At 66.7% G+C, this 24,971-nt stretch carries 22 protein-coding genes and 4 tRNA genes; 16 read left to right on the top strand and 10 right to left on the bottom strand.

Annotated elements, in window-relative coordinates; translation table 11 throughout:
- Positions 1-26 precede the first annotated feature (26 nt).
- Complete coding sequence (locus ACRCUN_RS14290; RefSeq protein WP_462142284.1) at positions 27-1,265, top strand: acyl-CoA dehydrogenase family protein; 1,239 nt, start codon at positions 27-29, stop codon at positions 1,263-1,265.
- Between the two features lie 56 nt (positions 1,266-1,321).
- Positions 1,322-2,725, top strand: coding sequence for an LLM class flavin-dependent oxidoreductase (locus tag ACRCUN_RS14285; RefSeq protein WP_462142283.1), 1,404 nt, complete (start codon positions 1,322-1,324; stop codon positions 2,723-2,725).
- On the opposite strand, the gene ACRCUN_RS14280 is transcribed toward ACRCUN_RS14285, so the two are convergent.
- A complete protein-coding gene (locus ACRCUN_RS14280; protein ID WP_462142282.1) occupies positions 2,709-3,569 on the bottom strand; it encodes a polysaccharide deacetylase family protein in 861 nt (286 codons plus the stop codon). The two genes, ACRCUN_RS14285 and ACRCUN_RS14280, sit on opposite strands and share 17 nt — an antisense overlap.
- A gap of 59 nt (positions 3,570-3,628) precedes the next feature.
- Here ACRCUN_RS14280 and ACRCUN_RS14275 point away from each other — a divergent pair, with 59 nt between their 5' ends.
- The 4 genes from ACRCUN_RS14275 (at position 3,629) to ACRCUN_RS14260 (ending at position 7,394) form a co-directional block, all read left to right on the top strand.
- Entirely contained in the window at positions 3,629-4,003 is a 375-nt protein-coding gene (locus tag ACRCUN_RS14275; RefSeq protein WP_462142281.1) for a MerR family transcriptional regulator, read from the top strand.
- Positions 4,004-4,134: 131 nt separating this feature from the next.
- Entirely contained in the window at positions 4,135-5,304 is a 1,170-nt protein-coding gene (locus ACRCUN_RS14270; RefSeq protein WP_462142280.1) for an LLM class flavin-dependent oxidoreductase, read from the top strand.
- Positions 5,305-5,312: 8 nt separating this feature from the next.
- Positions 5,313-6,659, top strand: coding sequence for an NtaA/DmoA family FMN-dependent monooxygenase (locus ACRCUN_RS14265; protein WP_462142279.1), 1,347 nt, complete (start codon positions 5,313-5,315; stop codon positions 6,657-6,659).
- A 30-nt stretch (positions 6,660-6,689) separates the two neighbouring features.
- Entirely contained in the window at positions 6,690-7,394 is a 705-nt protein-coding gene (locus ACRCUN_RS14260; RefSeq protein ID WP_462142278.1) for a TVP38/TMEM64 family protein, read from the top strand.
- Between the two features lie 3 nt (positions 7,395-7,397).
- On the opposite strand, the gene ACRCUN_RS14255 is transcribed toward ACRCUN_RS14260, so the two are convergent.
- On the bottom strand, positions 7,398-9,776 hold the full coding sequence (locus ACRCUN_RS14255; protein ID WP_462142277.1) for a Tex family protein: 2,379 nt from the start codon (positions 9,774-9,776) through the stop codon (positions 7,398-7,400).
- A 194-nt stretch (positions 9,777-9,970) separates the two neighbouring features.
- Positions 9,971-10,042, bottom strand: a tRNA-Val gene (locus ACRCUN_RS14250).
- 554 nt (positions 10,043-10,596) lie between these two features.
- Between ACRCUN_RS14250 and ACRCUN_RS14245 the strand changes: the two genes are divergently transcribed.
- The 3 genes from ACRCUN_RS14245 (at position 10,597) to ACRCUN_RS14235 (ending at position 10,859) form a co-directional block, all read left to right on the top strand.
- A tRNA-Gly gene (locus ACRCUN_RS14245) sits at positions 10,597-10,669 on the top strand.
- 28 nt (positions 10,670-10,697) lie between these two features.
- A tRNA-Cys gene (locus ACRCUN_RS14240) sits at positions 10,698-10,771 on the top strand.
- 13 nt (positions 10,772-10,784) lie between these two features.
- Positions 10,785-10,859, top strand: a tRNA-Val gene (locus ACRCUN_RS14235).
- A 55-nt stretch (positions 10,860-10,914) separates the two neighbouring features.
- On the opposite strand, the gene ACRCUN_RS14230 is transcribed toward ACRCUN_RS14235, so the two are convergent.
- From ACRCUN_RS14230 to ACRCUN_RS14220, 3 genes are all read right to left on the bottom strand, one after another.
- Positions 10,915-11,217: a hypothetical protein gene (locus ACRCUN_RS14230; protein WP_462142276.1), complete on the bottom strand. Its 303-nt coding sequence runs from the start codon at positions 11,215-11,217 to the stop codon at positions 10,915-10,917.
- 275 nt (positions 11,218-11,492) lie between these two features.
- Positions 11,493-12,674, bottom strand: coding sequence for a cytochrome P450 (locus ACRCUN_RS14225; RefSeq protein ID WP_462142275.1), 1,182 nt, complete (start codon positions 12,672-12,674; stop codon positions 11,493-11,495).
- Positions 12,661-14,079, bottom strand: coding sequence for an ABC1 kinase family protein (locus ACRCUN_RS14220; protein WP_462142274.1), 1,419 nt, complete (start codon positions 14,077-14,079; stop codon positions 12,661-12,663). Before ACRCUN_RS14220 ends, ACRCUN_RS14225 begins: the two co-directional genes overlap by 14 nt.
- A gap of 66 nt (positions 14,080-14,145) precedes the next feature.
- On the opposite strand from ACRCUN_RS14220, the gene ACRCUN_RS14215 reads away from it, so the two are divergent.
- The 4 genes from ACRCUN_RS14215 (at position 14,146) to ACRCUN_RS14200 (ending at position 17,794) form a co-directional block, all read left to right on the top strand.
- Positions 14,146-14,736 (top strand): TetR/AcrR family transcriptional regulator, encoded by a 591-nt coding sequence (locus tag ACRCUN_RS14215; protein WP_462142273.1) that lies wholly within the window; start codon positions 14,146-14,148, stop codon positions 14,734-14,736.
- A gap of 107 nt (positions 14,737-14,843) precedes the next feature.
- Positions 14,844-15,410: a TetR/AcrR family transcriptional regulator gene (locus tag ACRCUN_RS14210; protein WP_462142272.1), complete on the top strand. Its 567-nt coding sequence runs from the start codon at positions 14,844-14,846 to the stop codon at positions 15,408-15,410.
- Positions 15,411-15,502: 92 nt separating this feature from the next.
- A complete protein-coding gene (locus tag ACRCUN_RS14205) occupies positions 15,503-16,156 on the top strand; it encodes a biliverdin-producing heme oxygenase (RefSeq protein ID WP_462142271.1) in 654 nt (217 codons plus the stop codon).
- A 114-nt stretch (positions 16,157-16,270) separates the two neighbouring features.
- Positions 16,271-17,794, top strand: coding sequence for a PPE family protein (locus ACRCUN_RS14200; protein WP_462142270.1), 1,524 nt, complete (start codon positions 16,271-16,273; stop codon positions 17,792-17,794).
- Here ACRCUN_RS14200 and ACRCUN_RS14195 read toward each other — a convergent pair.
- The gene (locus ACRCUN_RS14195) at positions 17,791-18,546 is read right to left on the bottom strand and encodes a hypothetical protein (protein WP_462142269.1); all 756 of its coding nucleotides are present in this window, start codon (positions 18,544-18,546) and stop codon (positions 17,791-17,793) included. The two genes, ACRCUN_RS14200 and ACRCUN_RS14195, sit on opposite strands and share 4 nt — an antisense overlap.
- Positions 18,547-18,704: 158 nt before the next feature.
- Here ACRCUN_RS14195 and ACRCUN_RS14190 point away from each other — a divergent pair, with 158 nt between their 5' ends.
- A complete protein-coding gene (locus tag ACRCUN_RS14190; RefSeq protein ID WP_462142268.1) occupies positions 18,705-19,523 on the top strand; it encodes a hypothetical protein in 819 nt (272 codons plus the stop codon).
- Here ACRCUN_RS14190 and ACRCUN_RS14185 read toward each other — a convergent pair.
- A complete protein-coding gene (locus ACRCUN_RS14185) occupies positions 19,520-20,575 on the bottom strand; it encodes a 3-deoxy-7-phosphoheptulonate synthase (protein WP_462142267.1) in 1,056 nt (351 codons plus the stop codon). The two genes, ACRCUN_RS14190 and ACRCUN_RS14185, sit on opposite strands and share 4 nt — an antisense overlap.
- A 271-nt stretch (positions 20,576-20,846) precedes the next feature.
- Between ACRCUN_RS14185 and ACRCUN_RS14180 the strand changes: the two genes are divergently transcribed.
- Positions 20,847-21,779, top strand: a complete 933-nt coding sequence (locus ACRCUN_RS14180; RefSeq protein WP_462142266.1) for a LysR family transcriptional regulator — start codon at positions 20,847-20,849, stop codon at positions 21,777-21,779.
- Between the two features lie 24 nt (positions 21,780-21,803).
- On the opposite strand, the gene ACRCUN_RS14175 is transcribed toward ACRCUN_RS14180, so the two are convergent.
- Positions 21,804-22,928 carry a TDT family transporter gene (locus tag ACRCUN_RS14175; protein ID WP_462142265.1) on the bottom strand — a complete coding sequence of 375 codons (1,125 nt, stop codon included), beginning with the start codon at positions 22,926-22,928 and terminating at the stop codon, positions 21,804-21,806.
- A gap of 76 nt (positions 22,929-23,004) precedes the next feature.
- The gene (locus ACRCUN_RS14170) at positions 23,005-24,258 is read right to left on the bottom strand and encodes a CynX/NimT family MFS transporter (protein WP_462142264.1); all 1,254 of its coding nucleotides are present in this window, start codon (positions 24,256-24,258) and stop codon (positions 23,005-23,007) included.
- Positions 24,259-24,305: 47 nt separating this feature from the next.
- On the opposite strand from ACRCUN_RS14170, the gene ACRCUN_RS14165 reads away from it, so the two are divergent.
- Entirely contained in the window at positions 24,306-24,968 is a 663-nt protein-coding gene (locus tag ACRCUN_RS14165; protein WP_462142263.1) for a FadR/GntR family transcriptional regulator, read from the top strand.
- The last annotated feature ends 3 nt before the right edge of the window (positions 24,969-24,971 follow it).

Raw genomic sequence — 24,971 nt, 5'->3', positions numbered from 1 at the left:
CACGCCGCCAACCGAAGGAGGCACCCTTGTCCGCAGCATTTCAATCCAGCCTCGCCCAGTTCCGCCGGATCTTCGACCAATTGGCCAGTAAGGCCGCGGCCCGCAGCCACACCCACGAACCGGTACACGACGAAATTCAAGCGCTTGCCGCAGCCGGATTCGGACGGTTGCGAGTCCCGGTCGAGCACGGCGGTTTCGGGGTCGACCTTCCCACGCTGTTCGAACTGCTCGCCGAGGCCGGCCGGGCCGATTCGAATGTGCCGCAGATCCTGCGTGGCCATTTCACCACCGTCGAGATTCTGCGACAGTCCCCGTCCCCCGAACAACGCACCCACTGGCTGCGCCGCATCGCCAACGGCGCGATCTTCGGCAACGCACAGTCCGAGCCTGCCGCCGACAGCCCGGACTTCCTGCCGACCACCAGGCTGCACCACGTCGCCGGACGGCCGGTCGTCTCGGGCGTGAAGTACTACTCGACCGGTGCGCTCTACGCCGACTACATCCGCGTCGCAGCGGCCGTCGAGGATCCCGAAGATGCCGACGCAGGCAAGATCACTTTCGCGGTGGTGGACGCCCGTGAGACCGGCGTCACCCACGATGACGACTGGGACGGCATCGGACAGCGACTCACCGGAAGCGGGACAACACGTTTCGATGCGGTACCGGTGCAGGAGAACGGCGAACTCGGCCGCTCCAAACGGAATCTGCGCTCGATTCAGGCGTTCGTGCAGCTCGTGCATCTGGCCAACCTGACCGGCATCGCCCGCAACGTCGTAGACGACGCCACCGCGCTGATCCGCTCCCGGGTCCGAACCAACCTGCATGCGCTGTCGAAACAACCCACCGAGGACCCCGAGGTGCTCGCCGTGCTCGGCCACCTCTACCGCCACGCGCAGACGGCCGATGCCCTGCTGGTGTCGGTCGCCAACAGCCTGGAACGCGCCAACCAGGTGGCGGCCGCCGGGCTGGACGCCGAGGAGGACTACGCCCGGAATTTCATCGACGTGTCGGCGGCACAGGTGACCATCATCGAGGCGGTGCTCGCCGCGGGCGCCCAGATCTTCAACGCGGGCGGCGCGTCGGCCATCCGCGAGGGCACCAGCCTCGACCGGCACTGGCGAAACGCCCGCACACTGGCATCACACAACCCGGTGATCTACAAGCCCAGGATCATCGGCGATTTCGTCCTGAACGGCACCACACCGAAATCCCTCTATGACCGCGTGCGGGAGAACAGCGTCGCAGGCGCGCCCCGACATGTTTGACGCCCGCTGAGACAAACCGTTCCCGGATGGGATGCCGGTTCCTAGTGTCGGACAACATGACCCGCCCGCGGCTGATCCTCAATGCCTTCACCATGAACACCGCCACCCACGTCTCTTACGGCTCGTGGCGCAACCCCGAGAACCGCAGCACCGAATTCGATCAGCTCGATGTCTGGGTGAATCTGGTCAAACTGCTGGAACGCGGGAAGTTCGACTCGGTGTTCTTCGCTGATGTCGTCGGACTCTATGACGACTATCGCGGCGGGTGGGAAACCTATGTCCGTGAAGGTCTGCAGATCCCCAATCACGATCCGTCGGCGATCATCTCGGCGCTGGCGCTGTCGACCGAACATCTCGGCCTGGTGATCACGAGCTCGGTGCTGCAGGACCACCCTTTCTCATTCGCCCGCAAGATATCGACGCTGGATCACGCCTCGAAAGGACGGATCGGTTGGAACGTCGTCACCAGTGCGCTGCAGAATTCGGCGCGCAACTTCGGATTGCTCGAGCGCGAGGAACACGACGAGCGCTACCAGTGGGCCGAGGAGTACACCGAAGTCGTCTACAAACTGTGGGAAGGGTCGTGGGATGACGGTGCGCTCATCCGAGACCGCGAACGCGGTCTCCACGCCGACCCCGACAGGGTGCACAAGATCCATCATGTCGGCAAGCGCTACCGAGTCGAAGGTCCGCACCTGAGTTTTCCTTCACCGCAACGCACACCGGTGATCTTCCAGGCCGGAACCTCGACGGCCGGGCGCACGTTCGCGGCCCGGCACGCCGAGGGCGTGTTCATCAATGCGGTGTCACCGAAAGGGGCTCGTGTGGTGATCGAGGACACCCGAGACAGGGCGGTCGCGGCGGGCCGGCGCCGCGATGACATCAAGTTCTTCCAAGGACTGTCCTTCGTGGTCGGATCGACCGAAGCCGAGGCCAAGGCCCGCGCCGCCGAACTCGACGAATACCTGAGCGTCGACGGACTGATCGCGCACCGCAGCGGCGGTATCGGTGTCGACCTGGGCGGCCTGGACCATCACACCCCGATCGGCGACCTGGCCCCCACTGTCCAGGGCACGCGCAGCACCATCGAAGCGCTGATCGCCGCCGCGCCGCCCGGCACCAATCCGACCATCGCCGACCTGGTGCGCCAGCAGCAGGAATCGACCAGGATCATCGGAACGCCCGAGCAGATCGCCGACACCCTCGAGCAATGGCAGGACGCCGGCGTCGACGGGGTCAACATCCGCTACATCACCACACCCGGCAGCTTCGAGGATTTCATCGACCATGTGGTCCCCGAGCTGCAGGCACGTGGCCTGGCGCAGACCGAGTATGCGCCAGGCACTCTGCGCGACAAGCTCTTCGGCGCCGGTCCTGCCCTGCCCGATCGGCATCCGGCCCGCTACTGGCGCGGCCGCTTCTCCGCACCGAGTGTGGACGCAGTCAACTCAGCAGGCTAGGCCGGACGTGTGCGGCGATCTCGTCGCTCGTCGTCAGCCAGGCGTCGGGTTGCGCGGCAAGGTATTTGAGCACCCGGTCGAGGTACTTGTGCCGGAACGGCTGGCCGATCACGAACGGGTGCAACGCCAACGCCAACACGCGGCCACTGGTCGCGGAATCGGCGTGCAGTTGTTCGTACTGGTCGATCACCATCTGTTCGAACTCGGGTCCGGTGATGCCCTTGCCGAAGATCAGCAGATCGTTGAGCTCGACTGAATACGGCACACTGATCATGCCGGGCGTGGTGAGCGGATAGGGCTGGTCGTCGTTGGTCCAGTCGAGCACATAGTGAAAACCCAACTCCGCCAGCAGTTGCGGCGTGTTATGCGTCTCGGTCAGGCCCGGTCCCATCCAGCCGCGTGGCTGCCGGCCGGTCGCATCCGCGATGTCGCCGGCGATCTCGGCCAGAGCCCGGCGTTCCTCGTCGACATCCAGATCGGTGTGCAGGATCGAGTTCGTGCGGCCGTGTGCCAGCCACGCCCAGTCCCGTTCCAGGCCGGCGGCCACGATCTGCGGATGGTGCTTGATGACGGCTGAGTTGAGCAGCACACTGGGACGCACGCCGTGCCGGTCGAGGCTCTCGATCGTGCGCCATATGCCCACCCGGGCGCCGTAGTCACGCCAGCCGTAGTTGAGCGCATCCGGCTGCAGGTCGGCGGTTCCGGGCCAGATGCTGGTGGAGGGGTGGTCGATGAGGAAGTGCTCGATGTTGAGGCCCACGTAGACCGCGACTCGTGCGCCGTTGGGCCAGGTGATCGGCGCGCGTTCGGTGATGGGGCTGTAGTCGAAAGGCGGTGTGGTCATGCCGCACGGTACGAGTTGACACCAATGTCAGAGTCAAGCCGCGGCGGTATAACTGGCGTATGCGTATCGGCGAACTAGCGCGTCGAACCGGGGTGAGCCAGCGGTCACTGCGCTACTACGAGCAGCAAGGCCTGCTGGCTTCCGACCGGACGCCCGGCGGGCAACGCGAATACTCCGAACGGGCCGTCGACCGGGTGATCCGCATCCAGGAGCTTTATGCCGCGGGCCTGACCAGCCGCACGATCGCATCGCTGCTGCCATGTATGCGCGACGACGGCGGCCCGGCACCCCAGGCCACCCCGCGCCTGCTCACCGAACTCTCCGCCGAGCGGACCCGGCTCGACCGATCCATCCGCGAGCTGATCACCTCGCGTGAGGTGCTCGACAGCGTGATCGCCGCCGCGGCGGACCCGGGCGCACCGCGCTCGAACTGAATCACCATGCGTTGATCTCTTGAAAGCCCAGCACATCGCGCCAGACTGGACAGATCGGGCACATGGCGCGGGAATGGGCCCGCCACCACACACGTTGCCGCTGAAACCACGCACGAAAGCGAGGAACGGCTGTGTCAGAGTCCCCTCCGGTCCATTTCCACCTGGCCATCGCACTCGACGGGACGGGTTGGCACCCAGCTTCCTGGCGCGAGCCCGACGCCCGGCCCGCAGACCTGTTCACGCACGATTATTGGACCGATCTGGTTGCGGAAGCCGAACGTGGCCTGCTCGACTTCGTCACGATCGAAGACGGTCTGACACTGCAGTCCGACCACCCGTGGCGGGCCGACGACCGCACCGACCGGGTACGCGGCCGGTTGGACGCGGTACTGATCGCGGCACGGGTGGCACCCCGGACGAACCATATCGGGTTGATCCCGACGGCCATCGTCACCCATACCGAGCCGTTTCATCTGTCGAAGGCCATTGCGACGCTCGACTACGTGAGCACGGGACGCGCAGGCATCCGGGTGCAGGTATCGCCCCGTCGCGATGCGGCCGCCCATTTCGGCCGCCGCGACATCCCCGAGCGTTCGCCCGAGTTGTCCGAGGAACTGTTCGCCGAGGCCACCGACTACGTCGAGGTGCTGCGCCGGTTGTGGGACAGCTGGGAGGACGACGCCGAGATTCGCGACGTCGCCACCGGCCGGTTCATCGACCGGAACAAGCTGCACTACATCGATTTCGAAGGCGCCCAGTTCTCGGTGAAGGGCCCCTCGATCACCCCGCGCCCGCCGCAGGGTCAGCCGATCGTGGCCGCACTCGGTCACGTCGACCACGCCTACCGGCTCATCGCGTCGAGCGCCGACGTCGGTTTCATCACGCCGCACAGTGCCGATGAGACGGCTGCTCTTGTCGGCGAGATCAGTGCGGCGCGAGCGGATTCCGAGCCCGTGCGGGTGTTCGCAGATCTGGTGGTGTTCCTGGACGCCACCGCCGCGGACGCGGCGGCGCGACAAGCCCGGCTCGACGAGCTCGCCGGTTCCGAATACCGCAGTGACGCCGAGATATTCGCGGGCACTCCACACCAGTTGGCCGATCTGCTCCAGGAGTGGTATGCCGCCGGAGTCGCCGGCTTCCGGCTGCGCCCGGCCACAGTCCCCCACGATCTGCGTCAGATCACCGAGGCCCTGGTACCCGAACTGCAGCGGCGCAACGTCTTCCGCGACGCCTACGACGCGTCGACATTGCGCGGCCTGCTCGGCTTGTCTCGCCCCGCCAACCGCTACGCGACCGCCTAGGACGTCCGATGAGCAAGCCCATCAAGCAGATTCACCTCGCCGCGCACTTTCCCGGCGTCAACAACACCACGGTGTGGAGCGACCCGGCTTCGGGCAGCCACATCGAGTTCAACTCGTTCGTGCACTTCGCGCAGACCGCCGAACGCGGCAAGTTCGATTTTCTGTTCCTCGCCGAAGGTTTGCGGCTGCGCGAACAGAACGGGCTGATCTACGACCTCGACGTGGTGGGCCGGCCTGACACGTTCACGGTGCTGGCCGCGCTGGCCGCCGTGACCGACCGGCTCGGCCTCACCGGCACCATCAACTCGACGTTCAACGAGCCCTATGAAGTGGCACGGCAGTTCGCCTCGCTCGACCATCTCTCCGACGGGCGGGCCGCCTGGAATGTCGTCACGTCGTGGGATGCGTTCACCGGCGAGAACTTCCGGCGGGGTGGGTTCCTCGCCGAGGATCAGCGCTACGAACGTGCCGAGAGTTTCCTGGCCGCCGCGCACACGCTGTTCGACTCGTGGCGCGGCGACGAGATCGTCGCAGACAAGGATCGCGGCGTCTTCCTCTCCGACCCGGGCGCGGGGAAATTCTCCTACCGCGACGCGCACTTCGACATCGCCGGGCAGTTCAACGTACCGCGTAGCCCGCAGGGCCGGCCGGTGATCTTCCAGGCCGGGGACTCCGACCACGGCCGCGACTTCGCGGCCCGCGCCGCCGACGCGATCTTCTCCCGGCACGGCACGCTGGAAGCCGGTCAGCAGTTCTACACCGACGTCAAGGGCCGGCTCGCCAAATACGGCCGCCGCCACGATGAGCTGCTCATCCTGCCCGCCGCGACGTTCGTACTCGGCGACACCGACGCCGAGGCCGCCGACATCGCGCACGAGGTGCGCATGGCGCAGGTATCACCCGCGACGGCGATCAAATTCCTCGAACAGCTGTGGAACCGCGATCTGTCCGACCATGACCCCGACGGTCCGCTGCCGTCGGTCGATCCGGTTGTCGGCGAGAACACGATCGCGCGGGGCCGGGCGAGCGTGCGGATGCATCGCGACCCGATCGCCGTCGCCAACGAGTGGCGGGCCAAGGCCGAGGCCGAGAAGCTCACCACGCGCGAACTCATCGTCGAGGTGACCGGGCGGCAGAACTTCATCGGGTCCCCGGCGACCGTCGCCGAGACGATCAACACGCTCGTGCAGGAAGACGCCAGCGACGGCTTCATCCTGGTGCCGCACGTCACGCCCAGCGGTCTCGACCCGTTCGTGGACAAGGTGGTGCCGCTGCTGCAGGAACGCGGGGTGTTCCGCACCGACTACGAGGGCACGACCCTGCGCGACCATCTGGGCTTGGCCACACCGCACTGATTCGGCCGATACGGAAGAATCGTCGGCAGCATGTCTGACACCGACGAATCCGCGCCCATCGGCCGACGGCGCCACATCTTGCGCCTGGCGGCGTTCGCGGCGTTTCTGCTCGGCCTGTTCTACCTGGTCGCCGTGGCGCGGGTGATCGATGTCGACGATATTCGCGCCACGGTCGCCGCGACCGGCCCGGTAGCGCCGCTGACCTACGTTTTCGTGTCGGCCGGCCTCGGCGCACTGTTCGTGCCGGGCCCGATCTTGGCGGCGGGCAGCGGTGTGCTGTTCGGACCGGTTCTCGGCACGTTTGTGACGTTGGGCGCGACGGTGGGCACGGCGGTGATCGCCAGCCTCATCGGACGGCGGGCCGGCCGTGACAGCGCGCGGGCACTGCTCGGGGCCGAGCGGGCCGACCGTCTCGACCGCCAGATCGAACGGGGCGGGCTGTGGGCCGTCGTCGGGCAGCGCTTCGTTCCCGGCATCTCCGACGCGCTGGCGTCCTACACGTTCGGCGCGTTCGGAGTTCCGTTGTGGCAGATGGCCATCGGCGCATTCATCGGGTCCGTGCCGCGGGCGTTCGTCTACACCGCGCTCGGAGCGTCGATCGGCGACCTGTCAGCCCCGCTGGCGTACACCGCCATCGGCGTGTGGTGCGTCACCGCGATCATCGGGGCCTTCGCCGCGCACCGCGGCTACCGGTCGTGGCGCAACCGCGACCACACGCCGGAACCCACGCCGTAGCCGCTACTTCCCGAAACCGGCGTTGCGCAGCGCCTCGGCCATCGAGCCCATCGGCTTGTTCGACTCGCGGCGGCCGGAATTGTTGCCGCGGTTCTGGTTACGCCGGTCCCCGCGGCCCTGGTTGCCGCCGCCGTCGCGCCGGGGCTGACCGCCACGGTCATTGCGGTCCGGGCGCTTGCCCTGGCCGCGTTCCGGGGTGTCGTTGAGCCGCAGGCTCAGCCCGATCCGTTGGCGGTCCACATCGACGTCGACAACCTTGACCTTGACCACCTGGCCGGACTTCACGATCTCGTGCGGATCGGACACGAAGCGATCGGCCATCGCCGAGACGTGCACGAGGCCGTCCTGGTGCACACCGACGTCGACGAAGGCGCCGAAGGCCGCGACGTTGGTCACGACGCCTTCGAGCACCATGCCGACCTTGAGGTCGGCGACTTTTTCCACGCCCGCGGCGAAAGTTGCGGTCGAGAACGCGGGACGCGGGTCACGTCCCGGCTTCTCGAGCTCGGCCAGGATATCGGTGACGGTCGGGATGCCGAACCGGTCGTCGGCGAACTCGGCAGGCTTGAGCGAACGGAGGGTGCGCTCGTCGCCGATCAGTTCGGCGAGGCTGACGTTCGAGCGATCCAGGATTCGCCGCACCACCGGATAGGACTCCGGGTGCACACCCGATGCATCGAGCGGGTCCTCGCCGTCACGGATCCGCAGGAAGCCTGCGCACTGCTCGAATGCCTTGGGACCCAAACGTGGAACGTCGAGCAGCGCCTTGCGGCTGCGGAACGCACCGGTCTTCTCGCGGTACGCGACGATGGCTTCGGCGAGGGATTCGGTCACCCCGGACACCCGCGAGAGCAGCGGCACCGAGGCGGTGTTGAGATCGACGCCGACCGCGTTCACGGCGTCCTCGACGACGGCGTCGAGGCTGCGGGCGAGCGAGCCCGGGGTCACGTCGTGCTGGTACTGCCCGACGCCGATCGACTTCGGGTCGATCTTCACGAGCTCGGCCAGCGGATCCTGCAGGCGGCGCGCGATCGAGACCGCACCGCGCAGCGTGACGTCGAGTGACGGCAGCTCACGGGCCGCGTACTCCGATGCCGAGTACACCGACGCACCGGCCTCGCTGACCATGGCCTTGACCGGGGCGTTGGCGCCGGCGGCGCGAATGTCGGAGATGAGTTCGGCGGCCAGGGCGTCGGTTTCACGCGAGGCCGTGCCATTGCCGACCGCGATCAATTCGACGTTGTGGCGGGCGATGAGCGCGGCCAGCGTGGCCTTCGCCTGATCCCACTGCTTCTGCGGCTGGTGCGGGAAGATCGCGCACGTGTCGACGACTTTGCCGGTGGCGTCGACGACGGCAACCTTGACCCCGGTGCGGAAGCCCGGGTCCAGCCCGAGGGTGGTGCGGGTTCCGGCCGGCGCGGCCAGCAGCAGATCTTTGAGGTTGCGGGCGAATACCGCAACGGCGTCCTCCTCGGCGCGCTGCCGCAGGCGGATACGCGCGTCGACGGAGGCCGAGATCATGAGCTTGGCGCGCCACGCCAACCGCACGGTGGTGGCCAGCCACGGCGTCGCCGGGGCGTTCTTGGTCATGTCGATGCCCAGCGACTGGGCGATCATCGCCTGGTACGTCTCGTCGTCGCCGCCGTCGAAGGTCAGCGACAGCGCCTCTTCCTTCTCGCCGCGCAGGACCGCCAGCACGCGGTGTGACGGCATGTTCTCGAGCGGCTCAGAGAATTCGAAGTAGTCGCGGAACTTCTGGGCGGCAGGGCTTTTCGCGGCCTCATCGGAGGCCGGCGCCGTGCGCAGCGAACCGTCGGCCCAGAACTTTTCGCGGGTGGCGCCCACGAGTTCGGCATCCTCGGAGGCCCGTTCGATGATGATGTGACGCGCGCCCTCCAGCGCCGCCGCGGCATCGGCGACGTTCTCGTTGAGAAACTCGCCGGCGACCTCGTCGGGCACCAGCGTCGGGTCGGCCAGCAGGCGCTCGGCCAGCGGCTCAAGCCCGTTCTCCTTGGCGATCTGAGCCTTGGTGCGCCGCTTGGGCTTGTAAGGCAGGTAGATATCTTCGACCCGGGCCTTGGTGTCGGCGGCGAGCAGCGCGGCTTTGAGCTCGTCGGTGAGCTTGCCCTGCTCCTCGATCGAGGCCAGGACGGCGTCGCGCCGCTGATCGAGCTCACGCAGGTAAGTCAGGCGCTCCTCCAGGGTGCGCAGCTGACCGTCGTCGAGACTGCCCGTGACCTCCTTGCGGTACCGCGCGATGAACGGCACGGTCGAACCCTCGTCGAGCAACTGGACGGCGGCCGCGACCTGACGCTCCCCCACGGCGAGTTCCTCGGCCAGGCGGGCGGTAACGGATCTGACGACAGGCAAGCTCTGAGTCACGTCGGAGGACCCTACCGAATCCGGCCGACAACCCTCCGTCAGGAAGCGCTGTGTGTCGTTGGCTTGGCTTCGGCTTCTTCAGGCGAGTTTTCGAGGCGGCATACGACTTTGAAGTGCGCTATCACATGCGATATCGCACTGTCTGAAACGAGGGATCACACCTGCCGAGTGGCAGGTGATCGAGGCGAACTGAGTGGTCCCGGCTGGGTTCGAACCAGCGACCTTCCGCGTGTGAGGCGGACGCTCTCCCACTGAGCTACGAGACCGGGGAACGACGTCGAAGACTAGCACGCTTGACCGGCGCGGCCAGAATCGATATCCGCGCCGTCATGTCACCCGGTTTGCCAGGCATGAACGCCACCGCGCATCGAAGGCCCGCCGAAATCGCGTTTCTCATACTCGCCTCGCCTTTCACGGGTTGCTGCCCCGCTCACGTCGGGATGCCACAGCTCGACTGATCCGACGGGCCGCGCTCCCAGTGGCGGTCAGGGCCCGGCGCCCGACATCGGCCGAACGCCACAACGGCGAACTCCCGGCCTTCACGCCGCCGCCCGTGGGTTGCATCCTCGGTGCCGGCAAGCCGTCGCGTACGGCGACCCACGGACGGCCGGAGCACTGCGGTGCGAAACCTCCGCTTACGGGGTCGCGTGCCGGGACTCGGTGACGGGCCGTGGTTTTGCGATTTCCCGCGTTGGGTACGACCGGTTCTGAAACACTGATTTTGGGCGCTCGTTCCCCGCCCGTAATGGGGATTTGTGTCTGCACGCCTCAGTGGACTAGTGTTCTGCTTCGCGACGGGCGACGATCTCGCTCGTGGCGCGCGGATGTAGCGCAGTTGGTAGCGCATCACCTTGCCAAGGTGAGGGTCGCGGGTTCGAATCCCGTCATCCGCTCGAAGGTGCGAAAGGCATCAACCCCCGCGGTGGAGTGGCCGAGTGGTGAGGCAACGGCCTGCAAAGCCGTGCACACGGGTTCGATTCCCGTCTCCACCTCCAAAAGTTTCGACCAGCGCGATTAGCTCAGCGGGAGAGCGCTTCCCTGACACGGAAGAGGTCACTGGTTCAATCCCAGTATCGCGCACCATAGTTTTTGCAGATGAGGCCCGGTTTTCGCCGGGCCTTCGTCGTTCAAGCCCAAGCTACTCACCGACGGCTGTCAGCACGATGACCGGACGATGCGCTGCGAGAAATGCCTTCGACTTCATCATGGTGGTCGTGAAGGCCGCATCGAGTCCTGCGCTCGTGAGATAACGATCCTCAGGCAGCAACGCGCGCAGAGTGCTCCACACGCCTGGCGACTCACCAGACAGGCCGGGTTTGTACGTGTGCTTCAGCTCACGTGCCGTATCGGCAGTAAGTTCCACAACAGAGTCGAGCCAGTACATCGATCGACCAGGCACTCGCACATCACCCATGTCGCCGCTGACCCACGATGCTGCCACTGGTGTACCCAACGCTCCGAACCGTTTCATCAGGGGCTCAAGATCGTGCCGGACAGGGTTGGCGGTGCTCCTGCGAGCGGGCGGTTGCGCGGCGATGTCCGCTGAGCATCCAGCGTCGCGCACGACTATCGGGATCGTGGCCAGAATGACAAACATCTTGGTGAACCAGCGCCTCACGGAACTGATACTCCACCCCGACGGCGCGCATTTCCTGCTCAAGACCCACGCGAAACCGGCAGCCGCGCTGATAGCCCATTTCATCCGGCGAACCGAACCTACGCGCCAAAGACCATCGGAATGCGCAGTGCCCCGCGGATCGCCGGAGTATCGCGCCAGACCGGCGCGCCAACGAGCCTGGGCCGACGGGCGAGGATCTTCGGGAGCGCTGTGCTGATCTCCAGCCGAGCCAAGCTCGCGCCGAGACAGTGGTGCGCGCCGTAGCCGAAAGTCAGTGGGGCGGGCCCGGTTCGGCCGAGACGAAATTCACCAGGATCGTCGAACACCCGTGGATCGCGGTTGGCGGCGGCCACCACGACGAGTGCCGTCGCTCCCGCCTCGATCGCGACGTCGCCGATACGGGTGTCTTCGGTCGCGGTGCGTAGCGCCGCTTGGACGGGGCTGTCGAGGCGCAGTAGCTCGGTCATGACTGCCGGGTCGGCAGCATCGATGTGGTCGGCCAGCCGGGTTCCGTCGGGGCGCTCGGTGAGCAAGCGAATCATTCCGGCGCCCAACAGGTTTGCCGTGGTCTCGTGTCCGGCGACGGCGATCAGGATCGCGGTGATGACGACGTCCTCGAGTTCCAGGGCGGGATCGCCCCCGATGAAGCTCAGGAGGTCGTCGCCGGGATGTCGCCTGCGGTCGGCGGCCAGCGGCAGGAACTCCCCCATCAATTCGGCAGCCGCGGCCGCCCCGGCCCGGGTCTCGTCGGTGTCGGCCAAGGTGCCGAGCATCCGGATGATCGTGGGTGACAACTCGGCGAGTAGATCCGCGGTACGGGGATCCAAGTCCAGCCATTCGGCGACGACTCCCATCGGGATCGGCAGCGCGATCTGGGACATGAAGTCGAATTCGGCGTCGGGCGCGGGTTCGTCGACGACGGCGGACGCGATCGCGTCGACCCCTTCGGCGAGGCCGGTGACGAACGTACGCGTGAACACGTCACGCACCGACCCCCGCAGCCGTCGGTGAGTCGCGCCGTCGGCGATCAACATGGACCGGCCCGAGAACTGCAGGCTGATCGGATCCATGTTGGCTCGGGCGATCGGGTTCGCCATCGGGTCACTGGTCCACGCCTCGCCGCCGAGCACCTCCCGCGCGGTCTCGTAACCGAGGACCAGCCAGCCGTGGGCGACGTCGTCCCACACCACGTCACCGTGGCCGCGGCAGGTCTCGTAGAACGGATACGGATCCGCCGCATCCCACGGCAGCCGCGCCGTGACCACCTCACTGCTCGTCACGATGATCCATCCCAAATGGCAAACCGCGCTGACGAACCCAGGCAATGTGCTGCTTGCCCAGATCCGAGACCGGTTCGATTACGCCATCCATGTCGTCCAGCGACGCTCGGGCATAGAACGTCGCCCCCAACGCGGTGAAGATCGAATTCATCGAAAGGTTGAGCCGGGAGAAGAACACGAAGTCCGCCGGCACCGACATGCGGCGCACCGGATGATCGGTGGCGCGCACATCGAGCAGCGACCGGACCGAACGTTCAGACGCCTCCCGGGTGTAGGTGACCGGCTGGGGAATCAGCAACTCGTGCATCAGCGTCGACCACCACTGGTATGCCTCTTCGGCGGTCAACGTGGAATCCTCGGCCAGGAACCCGGATTCGGCCATCACGTCGCGCAGATCTTCCTTGCGGCCCTCGACGACAGCGCGGGCCATCCGCAACATCTGCCATCGGCGTTGCCACGGAAGGACTTTCACACATCCGAAATCGACGAACCCCACCGTGCCGTCGGTGCGGAAGCGGTAGTTGCCGGGATGCGGATCGGCATGGAACAGGTTCGAGTGGCGATAGGAACCGGTCAGCATGCGCGAGATCACCTCCGCCCAGCAGTTTTTCAAGTCCTGGTCGGCGCTCAGCGCCTCCGCCCAGTCCATGCCCTCCAGGAATGTCATGGTGAGGACTCGGTCGCCCGAAGCCTCGGGAATCACCTCGGGGATGCGGATGAAGGGGTGGTCGCGATAGAGCTCACTGAACGCCGTGATGTTGGCGGCCTCGTTCCGGTAGTCGAGTTCTTCGGAGATCCGTTCGGTAAGCTCCTGAGACGCCCGGCGCAGATCGGGCATGGACCCCGGGACCGTCGAGTTCATGAAGCGGACGAAGGTGGTCAGCAACTCGGCGTTGGCAAGATCATCGCGAATCGCTTCTGCCACACCGGGATACTGGACCTTCACGGCGACCTCACGCCCGTCGCTCATCGTCGCGCGGTGCACCTGGCCGATGGACGCGGCGGCCATCGGCTCATCGGCGAAGTCGGCGAACACGTCGGCGACCGGGCGGCCCAGATCGGCCTCGACCACCTCGCGCGCCAACTTCGCATCCATCGGCGGAGCATCGCCCTGCAATCGGGTCAGGGCCCGTTGGTAGGGCGAAAGCTCGCCGAAGCCCACCGCGGTGGCATCGACCATCGACACCATCTGACCGGCCTTCATCAGTACACCCTTGGAATGCCCGAGCAACTCGGCGTACCGCTCGGCCGTGCGTTCATGGAAGCGGTCGACGGCACCGGCATCGCCGGCCTGCTTGCGCAGCCCCGCCACCACGCGCCCTCCGGCAGCGCGAGCAGTGAAGCCCGCCAGCGGCATCGTGCGACGGACCCGCCCCCGGGGAACCGCGCGATCTGGATCCGCCATCGATCCCTCCCTCACCCTGCTAAAGTGTTCACTTGGCGATACTAAGTGAGCACTTTGGAGCGGTCAATGACGGAAACGACGACCCGCGACCGCCTGGTGACCGAGGCGATGCGGCTGTTCAGCGAGCAGGGTTACCGGGCGACCAGCGTCGCGCAGATCGAAGCCGCCGCGGGTCTGGCAGCGGGCTCGGGCGCGCTCTACCACCACTTCAAATCCAAGGAATCTCTTCTCGAGGCGGGCATCGACCGCCAGCTGGACCGCAGGCGAGCGATGCATGACATCCGGGCGATGTTCGCCGGACTCGGCGATCTGCGCACCGAGCTGACCCTGCTCGGCAGATACCTGCTCAATGTGATCGACGAGGAGAGCCAGCTCCTGCAGATCGCCGCGCGCACACCATCGGATCGCTCGTCGCGCCTCAACGATGCCTACGCCGTGCTCGTCGACGGGCTCTACACCGAACTCGACGACTGGATCCACGGGTGGGCCGCCGATCTGGAGCCCGCGCAAAGCCGAACGATCGCGACCCTCGGCATCAACGCGCTGCTCGGCAAGCGTGCGACGGCCATGTTCTTTCACGCCGCGGACACCCCGGACGACGAGTACCTCAACGAGTGGACGACCATGTTGGCCGCGCGGATCGCGCCGCATCCATAAATGCGATATCGCAGCGAGGACAGGACTGTCGGCCCGAAGTCACGACACGCCCGGGCGGCGTGTCGAACCCACAGCTTCACGGGCCGCGGCCGGCGTTAGAGTCGAGCGTGCCCAGGATCAGCGCCGCATCGGTCGAACAGCATCGCGAGCAGGTGCAGCGGCGCGTTTTCGATGCGTTCGCCACGCTCATGGCCGACCACAGTTTCGACGCGATCACGATGGCCAAGCTCGCCGCGGTCGCCGGTATCGGGCGCACGGCGATCTACCACCACTTCCCCGACAAGGACGCCGTGGTGGTGGCGTTCGCGTCCCACGAGACAAGCCGATACCTCGAAGGACTTCGGGCCGCACTGGCGCAGGCCGACAATCCGCGGGAACGCCTGTCGGTCTACATCCGCCATCAACTCGACGCCGGACAGCAATTTCACATGGGCATGGGCGTTCACCTCTACGGCGCCCTGTCGGAGGACGCGATGCTCGCGATCCGTGAGCACGTGGTGGTGGTGGAAGAGGTACTCCGGGAGATCTTGACCGAAGGTGTGGCAGCGGGAGAGTTCACCGTGGAGGACGAGACCGCCACGATGTCGCTGATCCACGCCTGTCTTGCGCCACGGCATCTGCCGGTGGCGGCGATCGAACGATTCGTCCTGCGTGCGTTGGGCGCCAAGAGGTAAACCCCCACGCCGCGCGATGCGGTGCTAGGTTTTCTGACAGATTGTCGGCATCATGTTGACAATCTGTCGTAAAAAGTCACCTGGAGCGAAGCATGCCGAGCGCCGTTGTCCCCGAGGCCATCCGATCGCTGTCCGCCGCGATGCGCGAGAACTCACAGGCCGAGCACGACGCCGCCGAGCAGTCTTCGTTCGTGTCGGAATTGCTCAGCGGCCGCGTCAACGAACAGGGCTACGTCGACTACCTGGTGCGGTTGCGGGCCATCTACGCCGCACTCGAGGACGCCGTACGCACCCGCCACGCCGACCCCTTGGTTGCCGCCGTCTACGACCCGGCACTGGAGCGGCTCGGCGCCATCGACGCCGATCTCGACCATTGGGCGCCCGACGCCTCGCATGCAGTCGACTCCCCCGCCGCGCGCGAGTACTGCGAACGGATCACGGGCAGTTCCTGGGCCGGCGCACTCGTCGCTCATCACTACACGCGCTACCTCGGCGACCTTTCGGGCGGGCAGGCCATCGGCCGCATACTCGACCGCACGTTCGGCCTGAACGGATCCGGCCTGAGCTTCTACGACTTTCCAATGCGGCCCAAGCCGTATAAGGACGCCTACCGGGCTCGCCTGGACGGCCTCGCCCTGAGCACCGACGAGACCGAAGCCGTCGTCAACGAGGTCAAGGTGGCGTTCCGGCTGAATCACGCGTTGTTCGACGAACTCGCACACAACCTGCCGACATACCGACGCTGATCTACGTGTGAATTTGCGGAGGAGCCAATTTCTCCGCAAATTTCAGTAAGTTAGCTTATGCTAACCAAACTTTGTTGAGTTGTACTAGCTAAAGCGACGGAGAGGAGAACGGCGATGACCGCCCCGGTGTGGATGGCGCTGCCCCCCGAAGTACATTCCACGCTCCTCAGCAGCGGGCCGGGGCCTGGCCCACTCCTGGCCGCGGCCGGCGCCTGGAATTCGCTGAGTACCGAATATGCCTCCGCGGCAGCCGAACTCAGCACCATTCTGGGCACGGTTCAAGCCGGGGCGTGGCAGGGCCCGAGCGCCGAGCGATACGCGGCAGCACACGTTCCGTACCTGGCGTGGCTCACACAGACCAGCGCGGCGAGCGCCGTCGTCGCGACCCAGATCGAAACTGCCGCAGCGTCGTACAGCGCGGCGCTCGCTGCGATGCCGACAATGGCCGAACTCGTGGCCAACAGAACCACTCTCGGTGTCCTGGTGGCAACCAACTTCTTCGGCATCAACACCATCCCCATCGCCGTCAACGAGGCCGACTACATCCGGATGTGGATTCAGGCCGCGACGACAATGACCGTCTACCAGGCGAACACACAAGTAGCCGTGGCCGCGTCGCCGCGAACCACGGCGGCACCACTTGTGCTGACCCCGGGTGTCAGCGAAACGGCAACGGCGTCAGCCACTTTGATGCAGACGGCCGCACAGGCGCGGGCCACCGAGTCGGGACTTGCCCTGACCTTCGAAGACCCCATCGAGAAGTGGCTCGCCGAGAACTCCGAGCATTTCCACGGGATGTATGTGCAGCTCAAGGAATTGATCTTGCAACCGTGGCGGATTCCCCAGATCCTCGCCGAGATCATCGCCGACCCGTCGCTGCTGTTCACCACTTACATCAACGTGTTCTTCCTCGGCGCGTACGCGGCGACGTTCGCGGTGCTCGGCACCCCGCTCTATGCGGCCGTGATCGGCGCGGTGTCGCCGGCCATGCTCGGCCTGCTCGGGATCATCGGCCTGGCACAGAATTACGACATCCCGCTCGATGCACCGGCCCCCGAGCCGGTCAAGCAGCCCACCGAGCCCGCCCCGGTCGCCCCGCTACCCGGCCCCTCCTCCCCCTCGGTGCCCGCGAGCGCGCCGGCCGCACCGACGCCCGCATCTCCGACGGTCGCCACCCCTCCGGCGCCCACCCCGACGGTCACCGGAGCGGAAACCACGGCGTACGCAGTGGGCGGCGGCCCCGGCGTCGGCTTCGGCCCTTCGATGCGAAGTAGTGCCGTCGGTGTGGCGCATTCTTCGAGCAGTGCCGCGGCTGCGGCAGCGGCCGCGGCTTCAGCGGCCAGTCGCGGGAAGGCCAAGAGCCGCAGGCGACGCGGCGCCGACGTCAAGGAGCGCGGTTACCGCTACGAGTACCTGAGCATGGACGACGACGCTTCCGCACCTCCGCCCGAACAGGCCGGCGCCGCCGCGTCAGACACGGGTGCCGGAAATCTCGGATTCACCGGTACCGCAGTCAAATCCACCGTCCCCAACCCGGCCGGACTGGCCACGATGGCTGGCGGTTCTTACGGAACCGGTACGACGCTGCCGATGATGCCGGGCACGTGGAGCGCCGACCCCTCGACGGAGGACCGCTAGGCACCGTCGAGATAGAGCCGCCCGGGCGGCCCGTCGATCACCATGACCTCGTCGTAGAAGTATTCCTCGGGGCCGTCCGACCGGTCGATCAGCAGCCGCCACGGCGTATCGTCATCGCCTTGGTCGATGACCAACCAGCCGCCGTGAGCGTCGGGCCCGAAGATCTCGGTGATCGGGACCACCCACCGGCGGCCGAGTAGCTGCACCGCCTCGGCGTTCATCGTCGCGTCCGCCGTGACGCGGGTCAGCCAATCCCGGACCGCGTGCTGCAGGCGGCCCGCGGCGAAACTAGGCAGGCGTTCGTCTATCAGTAAGGACGTCGTCCTCGGTTGACTGCTTTCCTCGGGTCGCGTGAAACGCGTTCGGTACGCGTGCGCGCCGACGCCGTAGTCCAACGCGCGAGCGTGGGTACGAGACAGCCGTCGCTCCCGGCGAGCCGGTACCCACCACGTCCAAAAGCCGCCGACCGACACGAGTATCGCCGCGACGACCCCGAGCGCGCCGACGAGCAGAGTGGGACGGTCCTTCCACCACGCGAGCAGGGCAAGCGACGCAGCGAAGGCGCCGAATCCCACCGTGGCCGGCGGTGATGGCGTCGCGGGATGCAGCAGTATGCGACTGCCGAACACCTCGATATCGCGCCAATTCGGAACCTCCGGTCGCGGCAGCGATTGCACGCCGTGGCGCCCGGAGGCCTCGGCCCACGCGTCGCGCGGCCGGCCCGGCCACTCACGTTCTCGTCTCTTCCGCACCACAGTTCTCACACCATCGGCCGCATACCCACAGCGAACTATGTTGAAGGTGTGAGCTTTTCGTGAGAATCACCGTCAACAGGCGCTCGCTGTGCACGGTCCGAGACAGCTGCTGGCAAGGTGGGTGGCTCAGCCATCGGAAGCGAAGGGAGCCGCGGATGACCGGCGAGATCTCTTCCGCGATCGAGACTCCCGCTTGGGAGGACACCCTGCCGCACTTCTCCGTCAGCGAGAAGGGCAACCGGATCACCGCACCACCCGTCGACGCTCCTGGAATGTTGGGCCTTTTCGCCGTGGTGACGTTCGTATTGTGGATACCATCCGGCGCAGGTGCCGCACTGTTCTTTTACGGTGTGAGTGAGCACAACCCGCCGGCGGTGTGGCAGTGGATCGCCACGGTGCTCTACACATTCCTGCCCGGATTGCTCATCGGCCTCACCGCCGACGAGGCTCGTGACAGATTCGGGCAGCGAACCACGGCGAATCGGATCGCGGCGATACCCGCGTTCTCCGGGGTCGGAGTCGGCGTGTTGATCGTGGCACTGTGGGTCGGTGGATTCAGTGGCGGGATCATCGCCCTGACGAGCGTCGCGTGTTGGGCCGGCGCCATGATTGCCACGATGAGTGCATGGGCCGGCATCCGCTACACCCGCAGGCGCCACGCGTGGATGGCATCTATGCGCCACTACGGCAGCCGACAACCCGGTGTCCTGCGGGAGGTCACTTTTCTCGAACGCTGGAGTGACAGCCGGCCGCTGTTCACGGTGGTGGTCGAATTCGCCACCGAATCCGGTGCGCAGCGCGTCACCGCGAACATGGTCACCGCCACGAAGCGGGTGCCGCGCCCGGGTGCCGCCGTGATCGTCACCCGGGCGCCACATGACCCGCATTGCGAGGTGCTCATCGAACTCGACTTCGCCAAACAGCCGCAATTCGACCGCGACTCAGCGAAATACGCTCAACCGAGCGGGACCTAGGGCCGCTTGGCGAGTTCGCGCAACACCAGATCCGTTGTCGCCCAGTCCATGCACTTATCGGTGACCGACTGCCCGTAGGTCAGCGGCCGCGCTTCGGGTGCCTGCGCACCGCCGACCAGGAAGCTCTCCAGCATGACGCCACTGACCGGCAACCCATCGCGCACCATGTCAGCGACCTCTCCGGCGACCACTGCCTGGCGCACATGGTCTTTACCGGAATTGGCGTGGCTGCAATCGATCACGACGCGGCCCGGCAGCCCGGCCTTCGTCAGCTTCGCTGCGGCGTCGGTCACGGATTCGGCGTCATAGTTCGGCCCGTCGGTGCCGCCACGCAGGATCACGTGGCAGTCCTCGTTGCCCTCCGTGCTCACCACGGCACCGCGCCCGAGGTCGTCCATCCCGAAGAAAACATGCTGAGCGGCAGCGGCTTTCACACCATCGACGGCAACCTGGATGTTGCCGTCGGTGCCGTTCTTGAACCCGACCGGCATCGACAAGCCCGAAGCCAACTGGCGGTGCACCTGAGATTCGGTGGTGCGGGCTCCGATCGCGCCCCACGCCACGGCGTCGGCGATGTACTGCGGGCTGGTCGGTTCCAGGAACTCGCACCCGACCGGAAGCCCGATGTCGATGATGTCGAGCAGCAGCTGGCGGGCGATCCGCAGGCCCCGAGCCACGTCGAACGTGCCGTCCATCCCGGGATCGTTGATCAGGCCCTTCCAGCCAATCGTCGTGCGCGGCTTCTCGAAGTACACGCGCATCACGATCTTGAGCCGGTCCTTGAGCTCGTCGGCCACCTTCACCAAGCGGCTGGCGTACTCCAGCGCGGCGGCCGGGTCATGTACCGAGCACGGCCCAACCACAACCAGCAGCCGGTCGTCGCGTCCGGCCAGGATGTCGGCGATCTCGTCGCGGTCGCGGGCCACCCGCTCGGCACGACGGGCGCCCAATGGGAACTCGGTCAGTACGTCATGTGGGCTGGGAATGGCGCTGAAGCTGCGGATTCGCCGGTCCGACGTCGCGGGCGGGTTGGCGATCTGCGCCAGATTCATGTTCGGGTGCCTTCCTGGTGGTGGGCACCTGGGAGAATGTCCGGCGCCCTTGAATGACGAAAGGCAGCAACCTGGTGGTCACTGCCTGGGCTCCGGGTGGATGCGTGCTTAGTGCTGCGCTTTATCGGCTCCGCCCGGAGCCTTGATAAAGCGCCAATAGCTGGCACACACACCGATAGTCACGACGGCGACACTACACCACCGTCCACCATCGATGACAACCTCCCCTGTTCCACAAGCCGGATTTGTGACCGGCGTTACGATCCGAACTGTGTCCCTGAGTGCGCGGATGCCCGACTTGGCAGCGTTCGAGGTGTTGTTGGCCATCGCGCGAACCGGCAGTCTGGGCGCCGCAGGACGCGAACTGGGCCTGACCCAGCAGGCCGTGTCGTCGCGCCTGGCCTCAATCGAGGCGCAGACCGGCGTCCAGCTCGTCAGGCGCAGTACCAGAGGGTCACAGCTCACGCCGGCAGGCGTGGTTGTCGCCGAGTGGGCCGACCAGTTGCTCGACGTGGCGCGCCGTGTCGACGCCGGGTTGGCCGCGATGCGCAGCGAAAGCCGCAACCGCCTGACCGTTGCCGCGAGTCTGACCATCGCCGAACAGCTCATGCCGCGTTGGCTGGTATCGCTGCAGGCTGACGCGCAACGGCGGCGCGACCGGGCTCCCGAGGTGATCCTCACCGCAGCCAACAGCGATCAGGTCATCGCAGCGGTCCGCGACGGCTCGGCCGAGCTGGGATTCATCGAATCCCCGGGCACCCCAAAGGGTTTGCACAGCCGCGTGGTGGCGCGAGACGAGCTCGTCGTGGTGGTGCCGCCGAATCACAAATGGGCCCGCCGCTCAGCGGTCAGCCCCGAAGAGATCAACGGCACTCCCCTTGTGTCGCGAGAAGTCGGTTCGGGCACCAGAGATGCGCTGAGCACCGCGCTACGTGCCGCACTGGGCGACGCTGCGCAGCAAGCGGATCCCGCGATCGAATTGTCTTCGGCGGCGGCGATGCGCGCGGCGGTCCTGGCCGGCGCCGGTCCCGCCGTGATGAGCCGGCTCGCAGTCGAGGATGACCTCACCATGGGCCGGTTGCGTGCGGTGCCGGTGACCGAGCTCGATCTGCGCCGCGAACTGCGCGCCGTCTGGCTCGGGGGCCGAACGCCACCTGCCGGTGCGGTGCGCGATCTGCTGAGCCATATCGCCGCGACTCGCTGAGCTCAGCCGTGACGCCGGCCCCGGTCAGCCCCGCAGCAGCCGCCCCGAAACCACGCCTCTGAAAGTATGCGTCGCGACCGTCGCCCATGCGCCGAGCAACAGGACGTACAGCGCCACCGCGAGCCCGGACACCGCCACCGCGCCGGTGGCCACCCCCAGCGCGGACGCACCCGTCACGCACGTGCCGACCGGGAACGTGAAACTCCACCAGGTCAGGGTGAACGACAACCCGCGACGCGCCCCGTGCACGGTCAACGCCGCGGCCAAGCAGAACACGAATGCCCCGAATCCGCCCATCACGAGTCCATAGACGACACCGAAGGCGTGCAGCGCGGACACCGCGGACGGGTCGGTCAGCACCGAACCGGCATGGGCAGCAAGCAGATTGGCGGCGGTAATCGACTGACCGACGACGCCGAGTGCGATCCAGACCGTGGGGATGGCCTGCACCTCGGGGACGCCCCCGTGCACGAGCCGCGAATACACCATCGTCAGCGTGATGAAGCCGACCAGCAGGCTCAGACCGAACATCGCGTAGCACGCGACCAACAGCGTCATCCCCGCCTGCCCGACGCCGAGGTGTCCGAGCAGAAGCGACCCCGTGGACGCTGACACCATGGGCGGAACCACTGGCATCATCCACGCCGGCACCGCGTCCACCTGAGCGTGATCGTGACCGGTGATCATGACGAATGGAAGCCACACGCTGACAACGAGTCCCAGCGCGGTCCCGGCGAACCACAGCGCCACCCCGACGGCCAGCGCCGCTGATTGCCCGATGACGGCCGGGCCGAGCAGCATCGCACCGGCACCCACCGTGAGCAGCGCCATGGCCGGTGCTCCGTAGAACTGGCCCATCACCCGGTGCGCCGCATATGCTTTGGCCTGTTCGCGGTGACGTATCCAGTGCGTCGCGAACGCGGAGGTCAACGCGATCAGCACCACGGCAGCGAGAAGCCATACCGCGGTGGCGAACTCATGCAGACCCGGCAGGTGCACCGGCAGGGTGGCCGCGGCAGTGGCGACGATTCCCGTACCCATGACCGACGCGAACCAATTGGGCGTGATGTGGCCGAACACCGACTCCGCATCGGCGAGTTCGGCGTACAGCGCGGTGTGGAACGGGCGCAGGGCAAGGTCGGTGCTCACCTCACCAATGCTGCTGCGGCGCGCCGAAAGCCGGTAGTCACGACGTCGTTGTGGGCTCACAAACCGGACTTGTGAGCTACACGTAGCGGTTACGGCCCGCCAGCGCGCCCGCGATCATCTGCACCACATACACAACCAGCACCATCGCCCACGGCACGGTCCATCCACCGGTGGCTTCGTGCAACAGCCCGAACAGGAAGGGGCCGATCCCGGCCAGTAGGTAGCCGAAGCCCTGCACCATTCCCGACAGCCGTGCGGTGTCCTCGGCGTTGCGGGCCCGCAACGCGATCACGGTGAGCGCCAACGAAAACACGCTCATGCCGAGCCCGACGAGCACGCTCCACAGCAGCGGCGCGGCGCCGGGATCGACCAGCAGGCCGATCATGCCGGCGAATCCGATGACTCCCAGGCCGACGATCCACCCGCTCTGATTCGACTGGCGTGCGGCCAGCGGCGCGATGAAGAGGCTGATCGGCACCGCGAGCACCGAGGCCAGGCCGACCAGCAACCCGGCGTCGCTCTTGTCCACACCGCTGTCGATGAACACCTCGGGCAACCAGCCCATCACGACGTAGGCCAAAAACGCCTGGCAACCGAAGAACAACGTCACGGTCCACGCCAGCGAGCTGCGCATCAGAGATCTGACAGGCCCGGCGGACGAGGCTTCAGCAGTTCTCGCCGTGGTGATGCCGCGCGATCCCAGCAGCCAGAAGACCAGCGCCAGCACGGCCAGGGCGGCCCAGCTTCCTAGTGCACCGCGCCAGCTGTCGAACACCGATTCCAGCGGCGGCGTCACGGCCGAGCCCAGCGCACCACCACCTTGCAGGGCGGCCGTATAGATGCCGGTCATCAGGCCGATCCGGGCCGGGAACGAGCCTTTGATCACGACCGGTATGAGCACGTTCACGAGCGCGATCCCGGCCGTCGCGACGAGCGTCCCGCCGATCACGACATAGGGCCCGTCGAGCACTCGCACGAGCAGCCCGACGCTGAGGACGGCCATCGCCACCGATATCGCGCGACCCAATCCGATCCGGCGGGCCAGCCAGGGCGCGGCGAGCCCCGCGGCGGCGAAACACAGTCCGGGCAGCGTCGTGAGCGCACCGGCCCATACGGCCGACGCGCCGAGCGACTCGCGCATCTCCCCCAACACCGGCCCGACGCTGGTGATGGCCGGCCGCAGATTGAGCGCCGTGAGAATCACCGCGACGACGAGCAGGGCTCCACCGGCGGCCATCGCGCCGGGACGAAGCTCAGCGGCTCCCTCGAGTTCGAGTTCGAGATCGTGCTCGTAGCTGTCCAGGGATTCGCTGCGCACGTTCCGATTCACTCGGCTATGGTGCCATACATCCCATGATTGGATGAAAGGCTTTTGACGTGCCCCTCGTCACTACCCGCCGCACGGGCCTGGTCGACCAGGTGATCGAGCAGCTTCGCGCCCTGGTCACCTCGGGCGAATGGGCGGTCAACGCGAAGATCCCGACGGAGTCGGAACTAGTCGAGGCACTCGGGGTCGGCCGCAACACTGTGCGTGAAGCGGTCCGCGCGCTGGCTCACAGCGGGATCTTGGAAGTGCGTCAAGGCGATGGCACGTACGTACGCGCCACCAGTGAGGTGTCCGGCGCGTTGCGGCGGTTGTGCGGGTCGGAATTGCGCGAGGTGCTCCAAGTCCGGCGCTGTCTGGAAATGGAAGGCGCGCGGCTCGCGGCACAGGCCCGCACCGAGCAGGATCTGGCTGAACTCCGCTCCTACTGGGAACGCCGCGATACCTCAGATCCTGACGAATTCGCCCGCACCGACACCGAGTTCCACCTTGCCGTCGTAAAGGCCTCACACAACAGCGTGCTGATCGAGCTTTACCGCGGACTCACCGAAGTCATCATGGCGAGCGTCGCCGCGGCCAGCGCCGCGCCGACCGGCATGTTCTCCCACGATGAGCTGATCGAGGCGATCGCGGCGGGCGATGTCGAGCGGGCCGGCCGCGAGGCCAGCGGATTCCTCGACGAACTTCTGGCGCGGATGCCCAACCAGGATTGCTGAGAC

The sequence above is a fragment of the Mycobacterium venezuelense genome, from assembly GCF_054919535.1.
This window is presented reverse-complemented; position numbering and strand designations above follow the sequence as displayed.